Below are 19,950 nucleotides of genomic sequence, written 5' to 3' on the forward strand. Positions count from 1 at the left end.
ATCATATTTTCTACCAATTTAAAATGAAGTAGGGGGAAGAAAATTTTCATATAAAATGATATAATGAAGAGTAGCTTTTTTATGGAGAGGAGGCCTAGAATGAATTTTCAACAATTATCTAATCTTCAATACTGGTCTAGTTTATTTTCCAGTCCTTGGAGTATTCTGATAAATGTGATTGATATTCTTATTGTTGCCTATATCTTATACCAATTTACAAAATCAATTGCAGGAACCAAGATTATGATCCTGGTTCGAGGTGTTTTAGTGTTTATCTTAGCTCAGATAGCAGCAAATACCCTAGGCTTAACAACTATTTCCTGGTTGATCAATCAATTGATTACTTACGGTGTTATCGCAGCGGTTGTTATTTTCTCTCCAGAAATTCGGACAGGTTTAGAGCGATTAGGACGTGCGACTGATTTCTTTTCAAGTACACCAATGAGTTCAGAAGAACAGATGATTCAGGCCTTTGTTAAAGCGGTAGAATATATGAGCCCGCGAAAAATTGGAGCACTTGTATCAGTTCAGCGTGTCAGAACTTTGCAGGAATATATTTCCACGGGGATTCCTTTAGATGCTAAGATTTCTGCAGAACTCTTAATCAATATCTTCATTCCAAACACACCTTTACATGATGGTGCAGTCATTATAAAAGGTGAACGAATAGCTGTAACATCTGCTTATCTTCCACTTACTGAAGACACTGGTATTTCTAAGGAGTTTGGAACGCGGCACCGTGCAGCCATTGGTTTATCTGAGGTTTCTGATGCTCTCACTTTTGTGGTATCAGAGGAAACTGGAGGTATTTCCATTACCTATAATGGTGTCTTTAAGCATGATTTAACGATGGAAGAATTTGAGGAAGAGCTACGTCGTATACTGATTCCGGAAAATTCACAAGAGCCAAGCTTAACAGAGCGTATATTAGGAGGCTGGAAGAATGAAAAAAAATAGTTTATATATCATCTCCTCACTCCTCTTTGCTTGCGTTTTATTTATTTACGCTACCTCTATTAATTATCAAAATAATAATAATGCAAGACCGGCTCGAACAGAAACCTATACCAATACGGTCGTAAATGTACCAATTGATATTCAGTATGATAGTGAGCAGTATTTTATTAGTGGTTTTAGTTCAGAAGTAACGGTATTTTTAACTGGATCCAATCGAGTGACCTTGGCTAGTGAGATGCAAGAAAGCACTCGTAAATTTAAGGTTACTGCAGATTTAACACAGGCGACAGAAGGAACCGTTGAAGTTCCCTTGACCATTGAGAATCTACCAAGTGGTTTAACAGCCCTAGCAACACCGCAGAAAATCACCGTTAAAATTGGGAAGAAAGCAACACGGGATAATTTACCAGTCACTCCACAGATTGACTCTGGTAAGGTTGATGAACGAATTCTTATCGATAGTGTGACTGTTTCAGATGAACGCGTTTCGGTTACTAGTGATGTTGATACCTTGTCTAAGATTGATAAGATTGTGGCTGTTTTACCAACTAGTGAAAAAATTACAGGAAATTATACGGGTTCAGTTCCTCTACAAGCTATTGATAAGAATGGAACAGTTTTACCAACGGTGATTACACCGTATGAAACAAGCATGAAGATAACAACGAAACAAGCTAGATCAGCAAGTAGTTCTAGCTCATCAACGACAAGCTCATCTTCGGGCAGTTCGTCTTCAACTGGTTCTGAAACCAAGCCAGACTCTTCAAAAAAAGATTAATAAAACAATAGAAAAGGATAAAAAAATGGGTAAATATTTTGGAACGGACGGAGTCCGTGGAGAAGCAAACGTAGAACTTACGCCAGAATTAGCTTTTAAATTGGGACGTTTTGGAGGTTATGTTCTTAGTCAACATACGACTGAAGCTCCGAAAGTGTTTGTAGGACGTGACACTCGTATCTCAGGTCAAATGCTGGAAGCAGCTTTGATTGCTGGCCTCCTTTCAGTCGGAATTCACGTTTACAAACTAGGCGTTCTTGCAACACCAGCAGTAGCTTATCTTGTTAAAACAGAAGGTGCGAGCGCAGGTGTCATGATTTCAGCTAGTCACAACCCAGCCCTTGATAACGGAATTAAATTCTTTGGTGGTGACGGCTTTAAACTTGACGATGACAAGGAAGCAGAAATCGAAGCCTTGCTAGATGCCAGTGAAGATACTCTTCCACGTCCAAGTGCTGAAGGTTTAGGTACTGTTGTTGATTATCCAGAAGGCTTGCGTAAGTATGAAGGCTACCTTGTTTCAACTGGAACTCCTCTTGAAGGGATGAAGGTTGCCTTGGACACAGCAAATGGTGCAGCAGCAACAAGTGCTCGTCAAATTTTTGCTGATCTAGGTGCTCAATTAACAGTTATCGGTGAAACACCAGATGGCCTTAACATCAACTTGAACGTTGGTTCAACTCATCCAGAAGCCTTGCAAGAACTTGTAAAAGAAAGCGGGTCAGCTATCGGTTTGGCCTTTGATGGTGATAGCGACCGTTTGATTGCTGTTGATGAAAATGGAGAAATCGTTGATGGTGACAAGATTATGTACATCATCGGGAAATACCTTTCTGAAAAAGGCCAATTGGCTCAAAATACGATCGTAACAACCGTTATGTCTAACCTTGGTTTCCATAAAGCCTTGGACCGTGAAGGAATCAATAAAGCAGTCACTGCTGTTGGAGACCGCTATGTAGTTGAAGAAATGAGAAAGTCTGGCTATAACCTTGGAGGTGAGCAGTCTGGTCACGTTATCTTGATGGACTACAATACAACTGGTGATGGTCAGTTATCAGCTGTGCAATTGACGAAGATCATGCAAGAAACAGGTAAGAGCTTGTCTCAGTTGGCAGCAGAAGTGACTATTTACCCACAAAAATTAGTCAATATTCGAGTTGAGAATAGCATGAAAGAAAAGGCAATGGAAGTTCCTGCTATCAAAGCCATTATCGAGAAGATGGAAGAAGAAATGGCAGGGAATGGCCGCATCCTCGTTCGTCCAAGTGGAACGGAGCCACTCTTGCGTGTCATGGCTGAAGCCCCAACCACTGAGGAAGTTGACTACTATGTAGATACTATTGCCCAAGTTGTTAAAACTGAGATTGGTATTTAGTAAATCTAGCAGAAAATAAAAAAATATGGTACAATGGCAACTATATTGTAATTGTACAAATGGAGATGAAAATGAATTTAAAACGTGAACAAGAATTTGTCAGCCAGTATCACTTTGATGCGCGTAACTTTGAATGGGAAAATGAAAATGGAGCACCTGAAACTAAGGTTGATGTAAACTTCCAGTTGCTTCAGCATGATCAAGATAATCAAGTTACTTCTTTGGTAGTTGTTTTGAGCTTTATGATTGTCTTTGATAGATTTGTCATTAGTGGAACGATTTCTCAAGTCAATCATGTTGAAGGTCGTATTGTCGACCAACCAAGTGATTTCAACCAAGAAGAAGTTGAGACACTAGCTCGTCCATGTTTGGATATGCTTAATCGTTTGACTTACGAAGTAACAGAAATTGCCCTTGATTTACCGGGAATTAATTTGGAGTTTTAAGAAATGAAATTAGCGGTCATAACAGACTCGTCTGCTTTTCTACAAGCGGAAACCTTGCGGAAAGAAGATTTATTTGTGCTAGACATTCCTGTGAATATCGATGGACAGGAGTATGTTGAAGGTGTAAATCTAACCGCTCAAGAATTTTATGAAAAAATGGCTTCAGCAAGCGAATTGCCAAAAACGAGCCAACCAAGTATTGCCAAGTTAGATGAAATTTTATCATCATTAAAAGCTAAAGGCTATACACATGCCTTGGGTCTTTTCCTATCTTCTGGAATTTCAGGGTTTTACCAAAATATCCAATACATGAAGGATGAGTTTGAAGGTTTGACCATTGCTTTTCCAGATACTCGAATTACAAGTGCTCCTTTAGGATACATGGCTGAAAGTGTCTTTAAATGGGCAGAGCAAGGAGATGGCTTTGAGTCTATCTTAGATAAAGTAACTGAACAGATTGAAAATACCTCAGCCTTTATTATGGTGGATGATCTTGACCATCTAGTTAAGGGGGGACGTCTTTCAAATGGTGCAGCCATTTTAGGGAATCTCCTTAGTATCAAGCCAATCCTATACTTCAATGACCAAGGTGTGATAGAAGTATATGAAAAGGTTCGTACAGAGAAAAAGGCTACCAAACGCTTGGTTGAAATTGTTAAAGAAGCAACAGCTATTGGGAATTACCAGATTACTGTCATTCACGGGAATGCTCCTCAAAAAGCAGCAGATTTACGTCAACTTTTGATCGATGGTGGAGTGGCTACAGATGTTTCAATTGCAACCTTCGGTAGTGTTATTGGGACTCACCTGGGAGAAGGAAGTATTGCTTTGGGCTATACACCCATAATCTAGACTATTTTTAGGGGCAACTAAGGTCCTTTGTATCTTGAAATTCAACACGCCTGAAACCCTGTGTGAAAAAGATAGTTCTTCCAAGAAGTATACACTCCTTGACCAGACCTCCTATTTTCACTTTGTGTTCTTACAGGCTTTGTATCTTAAAATTGAACACGGACTATCTGCCTCTTGAAAAAAGATGCCTGTCTTGCCTTTCGTGGAAAGTCAGCGCCATTCCCTATTTTTTATGGGCAGCTAACGTCCTTTGTATCTTAGATAGGAGTAAAGATGAGTATTCGAGTAATTATTGCTGGTTTTAAGGGAAGAATGGGCCAATCTGCTTGTCAGATGGTTTTGTCAGATCCTGAACTTGAACTGGTAGCGGTTTTAGATCCTTTTGAGTCTGCATCTGACTGGCAGGGAATTTCAGTATTCAATGATAAGAATGACTTGGCAGGTATTGAGGCAGATGTATGGGTGGACTTTACAACACCAGCTGTTGCCTATGAGAATACCCGTTTTGCGCTTGAAAATGGCTTTGCTCCTGTCGTTGGAACAACAGGTTTCACTAGTCAAGAGATTGAAGACCTAAAAGAATTTTCTCGTTCTAAAAACTTGGGTGGCTTGATTGCTCCTAACTTTGCCTTGGGTGCTGTCTTACTCATGCAATTTGCGACACAAGCTGCAAAATACTTCCCAAATGTAGAGATTATTGAGCTTCACCATGACAAGAAAAAAGATGCTCCTAGCGGAACAGCTATCAAAACAGCGGAATTGATGGCAGAAGTTCGTAAGTCTATCCAACAAGGTGCTAGTGATGAGGAAGAACTCATTTCAGGTGCACGTGGTGCTAACTTTGATGGTATGCGAATCCACTCAGTCCGTTTGCCAGGTTTGGTAGCTCATCAGGAAGTTATATTTGGAAATCAGGGAGAAGGATTGACCCTACGTCATGACTCCTATGATCGTAGCTCCTTCATGACAGGGGTGAATTTGGGAATCAAAGAAGTTGTCAAGCGTCATGAGCTTGTCTATGGATTAGAACACTTATTATGAGATTAACACAAATGCCTTCTGAATTTCAGAAGGCTTTACCAGTATTAGAAAAAATTAAAGAGGCTGGCTTTGAAGCCTATTTTGTTGGGGGCTCTGTTAGGGATGCCCTACTTAATCGTCCCATCCATGATGTGGATATTGCGACGTCATCTTATCCAGAAGAGACCAAGCAGATTTTCCCTCGTACAGCTGACATTGGGATTGAGCATGGAACCGTCTTGGTTTTAGACGGAGATGAAGAGTACGAAGTGACCACTTTTAGAACTGAGGATGTCTATGTAGACTACCGTAGACCAAGTTCAGTTTCTTTTGTTCGTTCGCTAGAAGAGGACCTCAAACGACGTGATTTCACAGTTAATGCCTTTGCCTTAGATGAGATGGGCGAAATCATTGATTTGTTTGATGGTTTGAGAGATCTAGAAAATCAAGTTTTACGAGCAGTTGGTGTAGCTAGTGAGCGTTTCAACGAAGATGCCCTACGCATCATGCGTGGCTTTCGTTTTCAAGCCAGTCTTGGTTTTGAACTCGAGCAAGAAACCTTTGAAGCGATGAAAACCTTAACGCCACTCTTAGAGAAAATTTCTGTGGAACGTACTTTTGTTGAATTTGATAAACTTCTTCTGGCTCCTCATTGGCGAGTAGGTCTGTCTTCTATGATTGCAAGTAAAGCTTATGATTATTTTCCAGATATGGCTGGTAGTCAGGACAAACTCCAATCTTTGTTTGACTTAGAGGCTGATCTTACCTTTGAATCTTCTGAGCAAGCCTGGGCTGCACTCTTATGGGTTTTAGAAGTGGAAGATGCTCAACAATTTTTGAAACATTGGAAAACTTCTCGTCAATTTGCCAAGCAAGTTCAAGATTTACTTACGATCTTAGAACTTCGTGAAGAAGGAGAACTAAGCAAGCGCGATTGTTACCGCTTTGATCTAGATTTACTTTTACAGGCTGAAAATCTTCGTCAGGCTCAAGGAAAAGAAGTCAATCCACAGGCCATCACAGAGACTTATCACAGCCTAACTATCCATGATAAGAAAGAAATTCAAATCAATGGTGGGATTTTGATCAAAGAATATGGCTATCAACCAGGACCAGAAATGGGAGAAATTTTAGCAGAGATTGAGTATGCTATTGTGGATGGAGATTTGGAAAATAACTTGGAAGCTATTCATGCCTACTTGAGGGAGAAAAAATGAGTGATTTTATTGTTGAAAAACTAAGTAAATCCGTTGGAGACAAGACTGTCTTTAAGGATATTTCCTTTATCATTCATGACTTGGACAGAATCGGTCTTATCGGCGTCAATGGAACTGGGAAAACAACCCTTTTAGATGTACTTTCAGGAGTTTCTGGTTTTGATGGTGATGTGAGCCCTTTTTCGGCAAAAAATGATTACAAGATTGGCTATTTGACTCAGGACCCAGATTTTGATGATAACAAGACTGTCTTGGATACTGTTCTATCGAGTGATTTGAAAGAAATCCAGTTGATCCGTGAGTATGAATTGCTCATGCTCAACTACAGTGAGGATAAGCAGGCACGTTTGGAAAGGGTTATGTCAGAGATGGATTCCCTCCAAGCTTGGGAAATTGAGAGTCAGGTCAAGACCGTTCTCAGCAAGTTGGGTATTCAGGATTTATCAACTCCCGTTGGAGCCCTATCAGGTGGTTTGCGAAGACGGGTTCAGTTGGCGCAAGTCCTTCTGGGCAACCATGATCTTCTGCTTCTTGATGAGCCTACCAACCACTTGGATATTGCCACCATTGAGTGGCTAACCCTCTTCTTGAAAAATTCCAAGAAAACAGTGTTATTTATCACCCACGACCGTTACTTCCTAGATGCGCTCTCAACGCGAATCTTTGAGTTAGACCGAGCTGGTTTGACCGAATATCAAGGAAATTACCAAGACTATGTTCGTCTCAAGGCTGAACAGGATGAGCGCGACGCAGCTCTTCTTCACAAAAAGGAACAACTCTATAAACAGGAATTAGCCTGGATGAGAAGACAACCACAAGCTCGTGCAACCAAGCAACAGGCGCGTATTAATCGTTTCCATGACTTGAAGAAGGAAGTTTCAGATAATAGTGTTGAGACAGACTTAAGCATGAATTTTGAAACTAGCCGTATCGGTAAAAAGGTCATCGAGTTTAAGGATGTTTCCTTTGCCTATGACGACAAACAGATTCTGCAACATTTTAACCTTTTGGTTCAAGCCAAAGACCGTATCGGAATCGTTGGTGACAATGGTGTTGGGAAGTCAACCCTTCTTAACCTAATTGCAGGAAGTCTTGAACCAACTGATGGACAAGTTATCATCGGCGAAACGGTTCGCATCGCCTATTTCTCTCAACAAATCGAAGGCTTGGATGAGAGTAAGCGGGTTATCAATTATCTGCAGGAAGTGGCAGAAGAGGTTAAAACTAGCGGTGGCTCTACGACCTCTATCGCTGAGTTACTAGAACAATTTCTCTTCCCGCGTTCAACACACGGTACTTTGATTGAGAAGTTGTCTGGTGGTGAGAAAAAACGACTTTACCTCCTTAAACTACTCCTCGAAAAACCCAATGTGCTCCTCTTGGATGAGCCAACTAATGACCTAGACATTGCAACCTTAACTGTTCTAGAAAATTTCTTACAAGGTTTTGCAGGTCCAGTCTTAACAGTTAGTCACGACCGCTATTTCCTTGATAAAGTTGCGACTAAGATTCTTGCTTTTGAGAATGGTAGCATTCGTCCTTTCTTTGGGCATTATACCGACTACCTAGATGAAAAAGCCTTCGAAGCAGAAGCGACAAATCAAGTTCAAAAGGCTGAGAAGGAAAAAGTCGTCAAAGTTCGTGAAGAAAAGAAACGCATGACCTACCAAGAAAAGCAAGAGTGGGCAAGTATTGAAGGTGACATCGAAGCCTTGGAAAACCGTATCTCTGTCATTGAAGAGGAAATGCAGGCTAATGGCTCGGACTTTGGGAAGCTAGCTACTCTTCAAAAAGAGTTAGATGAGAAGAATGAAGCCTTGCTTGAAAAATATGAACGCTATGAATATTTAAGTGATTTGGCGTAATGGAAGAAAAAATTATCAAATGGAGCAGTAAGAAAATCATTTGGACTATTGTTCTCTGCTTCCTTGAGTTAGCTTTTCTTCTTTGGATCCTATCTTTTATGATGACCTATCCCAAGGAGGCACCTGTGGGATTGGTGGCATTAAGACTCTTTGTCTTATTCTTAATCATCATTGTTGGATGGATTTTGTATGAACGTTTGCGACTTCTTTTTTCAGATAAAGAGTATTTGAAATGTACGGCCCAAGGTTTTTCCTATAAGCCACATCCTAAAAAAGATTGGCAGTTTTATTCCTGGGGGCAGGTAGAAACATTTTCTCTAATGAGAATCAAGGGTGGTAGAAGTTCAAGGGATTTTTATACTATTGAAGTTCATTTTAATGATAAAGATCTTTTGAAAACCAACTCTTTATGGAATCGTCTACGAAGTAGATTTTCGACTGCAAAGCAAGCAAATTTTTTGAAAATCCCAATCTACTTGCTGGATGTCGGTTTACCGCGAAGAGTATTTGAAACCATGTCCTACTTTGAGCGAGAGTGGCGCATCCAACAAAATCGTCAACGCAATCAAAACTCTAAAAGCAAAAAAAAGGCAAGAGTTCATTAAACGAGCAATAGTTACAGATTTGATCAGAAGCCTTGGACTCAGTTTCCAGGGTTTCTTTCTATTTCTCTTTTTTAAGAATTATGGTATAATAGGGAGTAAAAACTTAAAAAGAAAGAAATGCTATGAACTTAAAAGATTACATTGCAAGTATTGAAAATTATCCACAAGAAGGAATTACATTCCGTGATATCAGCCCTTTGATGGCCAACGGCAATGCCTACAGCTATGCTGTTCGTGAAATTGTTCAATATGCTACTGACAAAAAGATCGATATGATCGTAGGACCAGAAGCGCGTGGATTTATCGTTGGATGTCCAGTTGCTTTTGAGTTGGGAATTGGTTTTGCTCCTGTGCGTAAACCTGGAAAACTACCACGCGAAGTTATTTCAGCTGACTACGAAAAAGAATATGGTGTTGATACTTTGACTATGCACGCAGATGCTATCAAACCAGGACAACGTGTTCTTATCGTAGATGACCTCTTGGCAACAGGTGGTACTGTTAAAGCAACCATCGAAATGATTGAAAAATTGGGTGGAGTCGTAGCAGGTTGTGCCTTCTTGATCGAACTGGATGAACTCAAAGGTCGTGAAGCTATCGGAGATTACGACTATAAAGTGCTGATGCATTATTAATGAAAAACAGTCCCTAGGGCTGTTTTCTCTTCATTTGATATAAAAATAAGCTATATCTAGTTAGAGAAAAACTATAATTGAAAACTATATCTTCATACAGTATAATAAAGGGAAAGAGAAACGTCAGCATTTTTCCCCGTTGACGATACCATGTTTACTTGAGTCCAATATGATACAGTAAGGAGATTTCTATGCCGATTCGAATTGATAAAAAATTACCAGCAGTTGAGATTTTACGAACGGAAAATATTTTCGTCATGGATGACCAGAGGGCGGCTCATCAGGATATTCGACCACTGAAAATTCTGATTTTAAACTTGATGCCACTGAAAATGGTTACAGAAACTCAGCTTTTACGCCATTTAGCCAATACTCCTTTGCAGTTAGATATTGAATTTTTATATATGGAAAGTCATCAGTCGAAAACAACTCGTTCTGAGCATATGAAGACTTTTTATAAGACCTTCTCAGAAGTTCAAGACCAGTATTTTGATGGCTTGATTATTACAGGTGCTCCAGTTGAACATCTCCCTTTTGAAGAAGTGGACTATTGGGAGGAATTTACTAAGGTTATCGATTGGTCTAAGACTCATGTCTTTTCAACCCTGTATATTTGCTGGGGAGCACAAGCGGGTCTATACTATCGCTATGGCGTAGATAAATACCAGATGGACCAGAAGCTTTCTGGGATTTATTCTCAAGATGTTTTAAAAGAAGGTCATCTTTTGCTGAGAGGTTTTGATGACTTGTATGTGTCTCCTCATTCTCGTCACACAGAAATTCTCAAAGAAGACATTGTAAATAAAACCAATCTAGAGATTTTAGCATCTGGAAAAGAGGTGGGAATCTCTATCCTTGCAAGCCGAGATTTAAGAGAAGTTTATAGCTTTGGGCATTTGGAGTATGATCGTGATACGCTAGCGAAAGAATATTTTAGAGATCTAGATGCTGGTTTAGATCCCCATATACCAGAAAATTATTTCAAAAATGATGACATCCATGAACTTCCTTGTATGCGTTGGAGTTCCTCAGCTGCTCTCTTTTTCAGTAACTGGGTAAATTATGCAGTTTACCAAGAAACGCCTTTTGAGTGGAAGAGTGCAGAAGAAGATGTGTCTCATTTTGGATATTTATAAGAGGAATTATGACATATTTAGATGCTTTCAAATCAGGGAACTTGGTGCTACCAAGTGCTCTGCTCTTAAACTACAATCAACTGTTTTCATCAAGCGATGATTTCTTAGTTTGGCAATTCTTTTACCTGCAAAATACAACAGCTTTAGGGGAATTGTCCCCAAGCCAGATTGCTGAGAAAATTGGAAAGCAAGTCTTTGAAGTCAATCAAGCTATTTCGCGCTTGACAGAAAAAGGCTTACTTCAATACCGAACCATTGAACTCAATGGTGAGATAGAAGTGATTTTTGATGCGACTTTAGCTTTAGAGCGCTTAGACCAACTTTTTGAAAAGCAAGAACCAAATCAAATGGTACCTGCTAAAAATGATTTGAAAGACTTGGTGGAAACCTTCCAACAAGAGCTAGGTCGTCTCTTAAGTCCTTTTGAAATCGAAGATTTAGAAAAGAGTTTGAAAGAAGACGGAACCAGTGCGGACCTGATCAAAGAAGCCCTACGTGAGGCCGTTTTGAATGGAAAACCAAATTGGAAGTACATCCAGGCTATCCTAAGAAACTGGCGTCATGAAGGTATTAAGAGTGTAGTCCAGGTAGAGGCTAAGCGTCAGGAGAGAGAAGCGACTAATCCTCAAAATGTTCAAGTTTCTGCAGATTTTCAAAATGCTATGGATCTTTGGAAAGACTAGTTTTAAGTATTGATAATAGAAAAAAATGCCTACAGGCTAGAAAGAAAATCTAGCTTGTGGGCATTTTTTGTGTGTTTTATACTCAATGAAAATCAAAGAGCAAACTAGGAAGCGAGCCGCAGGTTGCTAAAAACAATGTTTTGAGGTTGCAGATGGAAGCTGACGTGGTTTGAAGAGATTTTCGAAGAGTATTAATTGATTAGTTAGCCAGTCCCCATACACTAAGCGAGCGTTCTGTAACTGGGAAATCTCCATAACCTTCAGCATTGATAGTTACTTGGTCAGGATGGTTACCAAGCAAATCAACAAAGGTTTGGTCAGCCCATTCTTGACCGACGAACATGGTTTTAGAGTTTGCTTGGGTATTAGAAATCACGATGGCAAGTGGTGATTGATTTTCAGCTCCTGAACGGACCCAACCGATACAATTTGGGTCATCAAAGTAGTCGATTTGCTCTCCGTAAGCCAACTCTTTTCGAATAGCTAGCAAACGGTCAAGAACATCTTTGAAATCTTGCTGAGCATATTGACCAGAAATACCGTAGTAGTCTCCGTAAAATACACATGGAAGCCCCTGCTCTCGCAAAAGAATGAGGGCGTAGGCTGCTGGTTTAAACCATTCTTCAACAGTAGACTCCAGAGCTTGACCTCGTTGGGTGTCATGGTTTTCGACAAAGGTTACAGCCTTATCTGGCTTGATTTGAACGAGACTATCATTAAAGATGGTACGCAAATCATAGTCTGCACCAGCTTGGCTTGCTTCAAAGAGATTCATATGGAGGCGAACATCGACAAGATCAAAGCGCTCTTCAATCTTTTCAAGGTAGTCCAGATTTGCTTCCTTGTCTGGATTCCAGAATTCTCCAAAGACATAAAAATCTTGACCATATTTTTCTTTGATATCGCGAATGAAGTTGCGCATAAAGAAAGAGTCTATGTGTTTAACTGCATCCAAACGGAAACCAGCTACACCAGTCGTTTTGATAAACCAATTTGCCCAATCGTAGATATTTTGTATGACTTCTGGATGCTTGAAATCTAGGTCTGCATACATGAGATAGTCATAGTTGCCATTTTCGTTATCAACTAATTCCTCGTTAGCCCAGCCTTTATTATCACCTTGAATCAAATAGATGCCAGACTTACGACGCTTGGCATCATAGTCAGTTCCAGTAAAGTGGTACCAGTGCCAGTGGAAGTCATTGTAGGTGTTTTGTCGTCCGTCAAAGGTAAAACCAGTCCAGCCATTGATGGTAAAAGGTTCGCCTAGTTCAACAGTTCTATCTTCTGGATCAACTTCGATGACTTGGAAAGATTCCAAATGGTCTGCAGCAGCCTTATGATTTAAGACGATATCAGCCATTGGTTGAATCCCATGAGATTTTAAAGTTTGGATGGCATGAAGATAGTCTTCTTTAAAGCCATACTTGGTACGTACAGTACCCTTCTGATTAAATTCTCCAAGGTCAAACAAGTCATAGACACCATAACCAACGTCTTTTTCATTTGTTGCCTTGAAGGCAGGGGGCATCCAAATGTGACTAATACCTAAGTTGGCTAGATGTTCAGCGTCGTCAGCTAGGCGTGTCCAGTGATTTCCATCGTGGGGGAGATACCACTCAAAATATTGCATTAGGGTTTGATTTTTCATAGTTGATCCTCTTACTTACAGTGATGAGAATTATTGTAGCACAAAGCCAAAGAATATGCAAACGTTTGCGTTATAATTAAACTCTTTGAAATTTATGTCTATTTTTCAACTGGAAGTGTTGAAATACTATAAAAGAAAAATAGTAGGACTAATGGGAGGAAAAATTCTCTCAGATAGGGCAAGATGATGGATGAATCAATAGTTTCTATTTTGTGAATTGTCACAAAATTTGTTATAATAGTATTTATGAATAAAGTATTCGTCAGTAGACGTGTTGAAAAAAAACTAAACCAAGGTCTAGTACTTTTGGAGGAAATTGATTTTCCAGAACTATCTGAAACTGATCAAGAAGTCGAGTTATTTAGTCAAAACAAGCAGTTTTTGGGCAAGGCCTATTTATCTCGTCAAAATAAGGGGATTGGTTGGTTTGTAACGAACCAGAAGCTTTCTTTTAACCAAAAATTCTTTGAAAGTTTGTTTGAAAAAGCCAAACAAAAACGTTCTTCTTACTATCAAGATGAGTTGACAACTGCCTTTCGTTTGTTTAATCAAGAAGGCGATGGTTTTGGTGGAATGACTCTGGACCTATACGGAGATTATGTTGTTTTCTCCTGGTATAACTCCTATGTCTATGGGCTTCGCCAACAGATCCTAGCAGCCTTTGCTCAGGTTTTCCCTGAAGTCTTAGGTGCCTATGAAAAGATTCGTTGTAAAGGTCTAGACTATGAGTCTGCCCATATCTATGGTCAAGAAGCACCAGAAAATTTTACAGTTCTTGAGAATGGAGTTCTCTATCAAGTCTTTATGAATGACGGTCTTATGACAGGCATCTTCTTGGACCAACATGAAGTGCGTGGTAGCTTGGTTGATGGTTTAGCTATGGGGAAATCCTTGCTTAATATGTTTTCCTACACAGCAGCTTTCTCAGTTGCTGCAGCTATGGGAGGAGCTAGTGAAACAACCTCTGTAGACCTAGCCAAACGTTCCAGAGAACTGTCAGAAGCTCATTTTCATGCCAATGGACTCAGTCTTGACAATCATCGTTTCATTGTTATGGATGTCTTTGAATACTTTAAATACGCTAAACGTAAGGGCTTGTCTTATGATGTGATCGTTCTAGATCCACCTAGCTTTGCCCGTAATAAAAAGCAAACTTTCTCTGTAGCTAAGGACTATCACAAGTTGATTTCCCAGAGTTTAGAGATTTTAAATCCGGGAGGTATGATCATTGCTAGCACCAATGCTGCCAATGTTTCCCGTCAAAAATTTATAGAACAAATCGACAAAGGATTTGCAGGAAGAAAGTACCAGGTTCTTAATAAATATGGACTTCCAGCAGACTTTGTCTACAATGAAAAAGATGAAAGTAGTAATTACCTTAAGGTGATTAGCATGAAGGTAACTAAATGAAATTAGTCGTTTCAGTAATGCCAAAGAGTTTAGAAGAGGCGCAAGGAATCGATGCCATGCGGTATATCGATGCTGATATCATTGAGTGGCGTGCCGACTTCCTACCAAAGGAAGTCATTTTACAGGTAGCTCCAGCTATTTTTGAAAAATTTGCAGGCCGCGAACTCCTCTTTACCCTGCGAACTCGTGCTGAGGGAGGCGAGATCGATTTGGATTCGGCGGAGTATGTACAAATTATCAAAGATGTAGCTCAACTCTATCAACCTGAATATATCGATTTTGAGTATTTTTCTCACAAGGATGTTTTCGAAGAAATGCTTGATTTTCCAAATCTAGTTTTGAGTTATCATAATTTCCAAGAAACTCCAGAGAATATGATGGAAATCTTATCCGAGCTAACCAGTCTAACGCCAAAAGTGGTTAAAGTATCGGTTATGGCTCATACAGAACAAGATGTATTGGACCTTATGAACTTTACGCGTGGCTTTAAAACACTGAACCCAGAACAAGAATATGTGACGATTTCTATGGGGAAAATGGGTAAGGTTTCTCGTATCACTTCAGATGTGACGGGTTCTAGCTGGTCTTTTGCAAGTCTGGACGAAGCCAGTGCTCCAGGACAGATTTCTCTATCTAGCATGAAAAAAATTAGGGAGATACTAAATGAAGATTGATGGCTACACACGTTTAGCAGCTGTAGTCGCCAATCCTATCAAACACTCCATTTCACCCTTCATTCACAATCAAGCTTTTGAGGCAACCAATACCAATGGGGTTTATCTTGCTTGGGAGGTAGAAGGAACTGACTTGGCAGAAACAGCTGCCAACATTCGTCGTTACCAGATGTTTGGAATCAATCTTTCTATGCCCTACAAGGAACAGGTGATTCCTTATTTGGATCAATTGAGTGAAGAAGCTCGTTTGATTGGTGCTGTCAATACAGTGGTGAATCGAGAGGGAACTTTAATTGGATATAACACAGATGGCAAGGGATTCTTTAAGAGCTTGCCTTCTTTTAAAATATCAGGGAAAAGAATGGTCTTGTTAGGAGCAGGTGGCGCAGCCAAGGCAATTTTGGCACAGGCAATCTTGGATGGAGTCAGTCAAGTTTCTGTCTTTGTACGCTCGGCTTCAATGGAAAAAACAAAACCTTACTTAGAAAAGCTACAGTATGAAACAGGTTTTAGAGTAGATTTGTTTGCCTTAGAGGATGCTCAAGAGCTCCAAGAGAACATTCGAAAAGCTGAACTCTTGGTCAATGCGACCAGTGTGGGGATGGATGGAGCATCTCAGCCAATCCCAATAAGTATCGTTTTACCAGAGAGGCTCTTGGTAGCAGATGTGATTTATCAACCCTTTGAAACACCATTTCTAAAGTGGGCAAGAAACCAGGGCAATCAAGCTATCAATGGCCTAGGCATGTTGCTTTACCAAGCGGCGGAAGCTTTTCAGTTATGGACAGGCAAGGAAATGCCAACCGCTCAAATCTGGGAATTACTAAAACAAAAGTATCAAAAATGAAAAAAGGAGAACTGCTATGAAAATCAAAATAGACCTTCCCCACCATCCTTATGATATTCAGATTGAAAAAGGATGCCTGTCTCAAGCAGGAAAATGGTTGCGGGAACTTTGGCAACCGCAAAAAGTCGTTATCATTACCGATAACCATGTGGCTTCTCTCTATGCAGAAAAGGTCAAGCTGAACTTAGAGGATGCTGGTTTTCAAGTGGCTCTATTTGCTTTTCTAGAGGGTGAAGAGCGAAAAAATTTAACCACAGTTCAAAAGGCTTATGAATTTCTAGTTAAGCAAGACTTGACTCGCAGTGACGGCATCGTAGCTTTAGGTGGTGGTGTCGTTGGTGATTTGGCTGGCTTTGTAGCCTCAACCTATATGCGAGGTATTCACTTTGTTCAAATTCCGACCAGTTTGACTGCTCAAGTGGACTCTTCAATCGGTGGTAAGACAGGAGTGAATACTCCTTTTGCTAAGAATATGGTGGGAACTTTTGCCCAACCAGACGGCGTTTTGATTGATCCAACCGTTCTTGAAACCTTAGGTAAGAGAGAGTTGATTGAAGGAATGGGTGAAGTCATCAAGTATGGCTTAATTGAAGATCCAGAACTCTGGGACCTATTATCCGATATGGATGGTTCTGTCGAAAGCATATTGGAACATTCAGAAAGTTTGATTGAGTACTCTTGTCAGGTCAAGCGCAAGATGGTAGTTGAAGATGAATTGGACAATGGCATTCGTCTGTATCTCAATTTTGGTCATACAATTGGCCATGCTATCGAAGCGACTGCTGGTTATGGACGTGTTATGCATGGTGAGGCAGTAGCGATGGGAATGGTTCAGGTCTCAAAGGTCGCAGAACAAAAAGGCCTTATGCCAGTTGGAATCACTCAGTCAATCCGAGAAATGTGTCAGAAATTTGGCCTTCCTGTGGATTATGAAAACTGGGATGTTGATAAGCTTTATCAGGCTTTAATTCATGATAAAAAAGCGCGTGGCAACACTATGAAATTAGTCTTGGTACCAGAACTTGGTTCAGCAAGGATTCACCCAGTTTCTCTCGAAGAAATGAAAGATTACTTGGTAAAATAAGGAGAATGTATGAGATATTTAACAGCAGGAGAATCACACGGTCCTCGTCTGACAGCAATTATTGAAGGGGTTCCAGCAGGTCTTCCTTTGACTGCCGAGGATATCAATGAGGATCTCAAACGTCGCCAAGGTGGTTACGGTCGTGGTGGACGCATGAAGATCGAGAGCGACCAAGTTGTCTTTACTTCTGGTGTTCGCCACGGGAAGACGACAGGGGCTCCCATTACCATGGATGTCATTAACAAAGACCATCAAAAATGGCTAGATATTATGTCTGCCGAGGATATTGAAGACAAACTTAAAAGTAAACGAAAAATCACTCATCCTCGCCCAGGTCACGCTGACTTGGTAGGCGGTATCAAATACCGCTTTGATGATTTGCGAAATTCTCTGGAACGTTCATCTGCCCGTGAAACGACCATGCGAGTAGCAGTTGGGGCCGTGGCTAAACGTCTATTGGCTGAGCTTGATATCGAAATTGCCAACCATGTTGTTGTCTTTGGTGGCAAGGAAATCGATGTTCCAGAAAACTTAACAGTCGCAGAGATCAAAAAACTAGCTGCCCAGTCAGAAGTTTCTATCGTTAACCAAGAACGTGAGCAGGAAATCAAGGACTATATTGATCAGATTAAACGTGATGGAGATACCATCGGTGGTGTTGTCGAAACAGTTGTCGGTGGCGTTCCAGTAGGTCTTGGTTCCTACGTCCAATGGGATCGCAAACTAGATGCAAGATTAGCTCAAGCGGTTGTCTCCATCAATGCCTTTAAGGGTGTGGAGTTTGGTCTTGGTTTTAAAGCAGGTTATCTCAAGGGTAGCCAAGTCATGGATGAAATCCTCTGGTCACAAGCAGATGGCTATACTCGTCGTACCAATAATCTTGGAGGTTTCGAAGGTGGTATGACCAATGGTCAACCGATTATTGTTCGTGGGGTCATGAAACCAATTCCAACTCTCTATAAACCATTGATGAGCGTTGATATTGAAACCCATGAGCCTTATAAGGCAACGGTGGAGAGAAGTGATCCAACCGCTCTTCCAGCAGCAGGTGTTGTTATGGAAGCAGTCGTAGCAACAGTTTTGGCCCAGGAAATTCTAGAGAAATTCTCTTCTGATAATCTGGAGGAATTAAAAGAAGCTGTTGCTAAACATCGGGAGTATACAAAGAATTATTAAGGAGTTCTTATGGCTAAAACCATCTATATCGCAGGACTAGGTTTGATTGGTGCTTCCATGGCACTGGGAATCAAGCGGGATCATCCTGATTATGAAATTTTAGGATACAATCGCAGTCAGGCATCTAGAGATATTGCCTTGGAGCGAGGAATGATTGATCGTGCGACGGATGATTTTGCCAGTTTTGCTCCACTTGCAGACGTCATCATTCTTACCCTGCCAATTAAGCAAACCATTACTTTTTTACAAGATTTGGCAACTTTGAATTTGAAAGAAGGTGTCATTATTTCCGATGCTGGATCGACCAAGTCAGCTATCGTGGCTACAGCTGAGAACTGTTTTGCAGATAAGCCTGTTCGATTTGTTGGAGCTCATCCTATGGCAGGTAGTCATAAGACAGGAGCGGCCTCTGCAGATGTTAATCTTTTTGAAAATGCCTACTATATCTTCACGCCTTCGAGCTTAACGACTCCAGACACGCTCGAAGAAATGAAGGACTTGCTGTCAGGTTTGCACGCTCGTTTCATTGAAATCGATGCTGAAGAGCATGACAGAGTGACTTCTCAGATCAGTCATTTTCCTCATATCTTAGCATCAGGTTTGATGGAACAAACTGCTAGTTATGCTGAAGAGCATGAGATGGCCCGACGTTTTGCGGCAGGTGGTTTCCGTGATATGACTCGAATCGCCGAAAGTGAGCCAGGAATGTGGACTTCTATCCTCTTATCCAATCGAGAAACTATTATTGAACGCATCGAGGATTTCAAGCAACGTTTAGATGAGGTTGGACAAGCTATTAGTAAGGGTGATGAAAACCAAATCTGGAACTTTTTCAATCAAGCGCGGGAGCAACGCCAAGCTATGGAAATCCATAAACGTGGCGGTGTTGACAGTTCTTATGACCTCTATGTCGATGTTCCCGATGAGGAAGATGTTATCTTGCGCATCTTGGAATTGCTAAGAGGAACTTCCTTGGTCAATATCCATATCAATGAGGAAAACCGTGAAGATATTCACGGTATTCTGCAGATTTCCTTTAAGAATGCTCAGGATTTAAAACGTGCTGAGCAAGTCATTACAGAAAATACGAATTACACAGTCGTTATTAAATAAGGAGGACAATTATGTCAAATATTTATGATAGTGCAAACGAACTTAGTCGTGGACTACGTGAGTTGCCTGAATACAAGGCGGTTAAAGAAGCTAGAGATGCTATTCAAGCCGATGCAGAAGCTAGCAAGATTTTTGCGGATTATGTTGCTTTTCAGCATGAAATCCAAGTGATGGCCCAAACTGGTCAAATGCCAGACGCTTCTTTCCAAGAAAAAATGGAAAGCTTTGGCAAGTTGATTCAGGGCAACGCTCTCTTGTCAGCCTTCTTTGCCAAACAGCAACAACTTTCTATTTATCTATCTGATATTGAAAAAATTGTTTTTGAACCAATTTCAGAACTTTTAAAATAAGAATTTACCTCATAAAGTCAGGAATTTTTAAGAAATTTCTGACTTTTTATGATAAAATAAGAAAAAGTATTGTCAG

Annotated in this window: 20 protein-coding genes; 19 read left to right on the plus strand and 1 reads right to left on the minus strand. The window is 40.4% G+C overall.

Translation table 11 applies throughout. The features are described from left to right. Positions 1 to 99: 99 nt before the first annotated feature. The 12 genes from cdaA (at position 100) to HMPREF1116_RS07930 (ending at position 11,569) form a co-directional block, all read left to right on the plus strand. Positions 100 to 957 (plus strand): diadenylate cyclase CdaA, encoded by an 858-nt coding sequence (gene cdaA, locus HMPREF1116_RS07875; protein ID WP_001011056.1) that lies wholly within the window; start codon positions 100 to 102, stop codon positions 955 to 957. Beyond that, positions 944 to 1,735 (plus strand): CdaR family protein, encoded by a 792-nt coding sequence (locus HMPREF1116_RS07880; RefSeq protein ID WP_000742292.1) that lies wholly within the window; start codon positions 944 to 946, stop codon positions 1,733 to 1,735. Before cdaA ends, HMPREF1116_RS07880 begins: the two co-directional genes overlap by 14 nt. 25 nt (positions 1,736 to 1,760) lie before the next feature. Further along, a complete protein-coding gene (gene glmM / locus HMPREF1116_RS07885) occupies positions 1,761 to 3,110 on the plus strand; it encodes a phosphoglucosamine mutase (RefSeq protein ID WP_000521467.1) in 1,350 nt (449 codons plus the stop codon). Positions 3,111 to 3,181: 71 nt separating this feature from the next. Beyond that, a complete protein-coding gene (locus HMPREF1116_RS07890; RefSeq protein WP_001050083.1) occupies positions 3,182 to 3,556 on the plus strand; it encodes a DUF1149 family protein in 375 nt (124 codons plus the stop codon). A 3-nt stretch (positions 3,557 to 3,559) separates the two neighbouring features. Next, on the plus strand, positions 3,560 to 4,408 hold the full coding sequence (locus HMPREF1116_RS07895) for a DegV family protein (protein WP_000762149.1): 849 nt from the start codon (positions 3,560 to 3,562) through the stop codon (positions 4,406 to 4,408). 273 nt (positions 4,409 to 4,681) lie between these two features. Then, a complete protein-coding gene (gene dapB, locus HMPREF1116_RS07900; RefSeq protein WP_000027911.1) occupies positions 4,682 to 5,449 on the plus strand; it encodes a 4-hydroxy-tetrahydrodipicolinate reductase in 768 nt (255 codons plus the stop codon). Next, a complete protein-coding gene (locus HMPREF1116_RS07905) occupies positions 5,446 to 6,645 on the plus strand; it encodes a CCA tRNA nucleotidyltransferase (protein WP_081478792.1) in 1,200 nt (399 codons plus the stop codon). The genes dapB and HMPREF1116_RS07905 overlap by 4 nt, the downstream gene beginning before the upstream one ends. Then, positions 6,642 to 8,510, plus strand: a complete 1,869-nt coding sequence (locus HMPREF1116_RS07910) for an ABC-F family ATP-binding cassette domain-containing protein (protein ID WP_001279094.1) — start codon at positions 6,642 to 6,644, stop codon at positions 8,508 to 8,510. Before HMPREF1116_RS07905 ends, HMPREF1116_RS07910 begins: the two co-directional genes overlap by 4 nt. Further along, positions 8,510 to 9,115 (plus strand): hypothetical protein, encoded by a 606-nt coding sequence (locus HMPREF1116_RS07915; protein WP_000391483.1) that lies wholly within the window; start codon positions 8,510 to 8,512, stop codon positions 9,113 to 9,115. The genes HMPREF1116_RS07910 and HMPREF1116_RS07915 overlap by 1 nt, the downstream gene beginning before the upstream one ends. Positions 9,116 to 9,237: 122 nt before the next feature. After that, entirely contained in the window at positions 9,238 to 9,750 is a 513-nt protein-coding gene (locus HMPREF1116_RS07920) for an adenine phosphoribosyltransferase (RefSeq protein WP_001049312.1), read from the plus strand. A gap of 191 nt (positions 9,751 to 9,941) precedes the next feature. Further along, positions 9,942 to 10,886, plus strand: a complete 945-nt coding sequence (gene metA / locus HMPREF1116_RS07925; RefSeq protein ID WP_001122702.1) for a homoserine O-acetyltransferase MetA — start codon at positions 9,942 to 9,944, stop codon at positions 10,884 to 10,886. Positions 10,887 to 10,894: 8 nt separating this feature from the next. Further along, a complete protein-coding gene (locus tag HMPREF1116_RS07930; RefSeq protein WP_000221599.1) occupies positions 10,895 to 11,569 on the plus strand; it encodes a DnaD domain-containing protein in 675 nt (224 codons plus the stop codon). Positions 11,570 to 11,768: 199 nt separating this feature from the next. On the opposite strand, the gene HMPREF1116_RS07935 is transcribed toward HMPREF1116_RS07930, so the two are convergent. Further along, complete coding sequence (locus tag HMPREF1116_RS07935) at positions 11,769 to 13,220, minus strand: alpha-amylase (protein ID WP_000795956.1); 1,452 nt, start codon at positions 13,218 to 13,220, stop codon at positions 11,769 to 11,771. A 246-nt stretch (positions 13,221 to 13,466) separates the two neighbouring features. On the opposite strand from HMPREF1116_RS07935, the gene HMPREF1116_RS07940 reads away from it, so the two are divergent. The 7 genes from HMPREF1116_RS07940 to HMPREF1116_RS07970 are packed head-to-tail and all read left to right on the plus strand — an operon-like array spanning position 13,467 to position 19,874. Next, positions 13,467 to 14,630 (plus strand): class I SAM-dependent rRNA methyltransferase, encoded by a 1,164-nt coding sequence (locus HMPREF1116_RS07940; RefSeq protein WP_001045026.1) that lies wholly within the window; start codon positions 13,467 to 13,469, stop codon positions 14,628 to 14,630. Further along, positions 14,627 to 15,304 (plus strand): type I 3-dehydroquinate dehydratase, encoded by a 678-nt coding sequence (aroD, locus tag HMPREF1116_RS07945; RefSeq protein ID WP_000780371.1) that lies wholly within the window; start codon positions 14,627 to 14,629, stop codon positions 15,302 to 15,304. Before HMPREF1116_RS07940 ends, aroD begins: the two co-directional genes overlap by 4 nt. Then, on the plus strand, positions 15,294 to 16,151 hold the full coding sequence (locus HMPREF1116_RS07950; protein WP_000686854.1) for a shikimate dehydrogenase: 858 nt from the start codon (positions 15,294 to 15,296) through the stop codon (positions 16,149 to 16,151). The genes aroD and HMPREF1116_RS07950 overlap by 11 nt, the downstream gene beginning before the upstream one ends. A 16-nt stretch (positions 16,152 to 16,167) precedes the next feature. After that, on the plus strand, positions 16,168 to 17,235 hold the full coding sequence (gene aroB, locus HMPREF1116_RS07955) for a 3-dehydroquinate synthase (RefSeq protein ID WP_000693982.1): 1,068 nt from the start codon (positions 16,168 to 16,170) through the stop codon (positions 17,233 to 17,235). A gap of 9 nt (positions 17,236 to 17,244) precedes the next feature. Next, positions 17,245 to 18,411, plus strand: a complete 1,167-nt coding sequence (aroC, locus tag HMPREF1116_RS07960) for a chorismate synthase (protein WP_001269895.1) — start codon at positions 17,245 to 17,247, stop codon at positions 18,409 to 18,411. A gap of 9 nt (positions 18,412 to 18,420) precedes the next feature. Further along, complete coding sequence (locus HMPREF1116_RS07965; RefSeq protein WP_001140472.1) at positions 18,421 to 19,524, plus strand: prephenate dehydrogenase; 1,104 nt, start codon at positions 18,421 to 18,423, stop codon at positions 19,522 to 19,524. An 11-nt stretch (positions 19,525 to 19,535) separates the two neighbouring features. Continuing rightward, on the plus strand, positions 19,536 to 19,874 hold the full coding sequence (locus HMPREF1116_RS07970; RefSeq protein ID WP_000065982.1) for a YlbF/YmcA family competence regulator: 339 nt from the start codon (positions 19,536 to 19,538) through the stop codon (positions 19,872 to 19,874). The last annotated feature ends 76 nt before the right edge of the window (positions 19,875 to 19,950 follow it).

It is taken from the genome of Streptococcus sp. SK140 (assembly GCF_000259525.1).
Taxonomy (GTDB): Bacteria; Bacillota; Bacilli; order Lactobacillales; family Streptococcaceae; genus Streptococcus.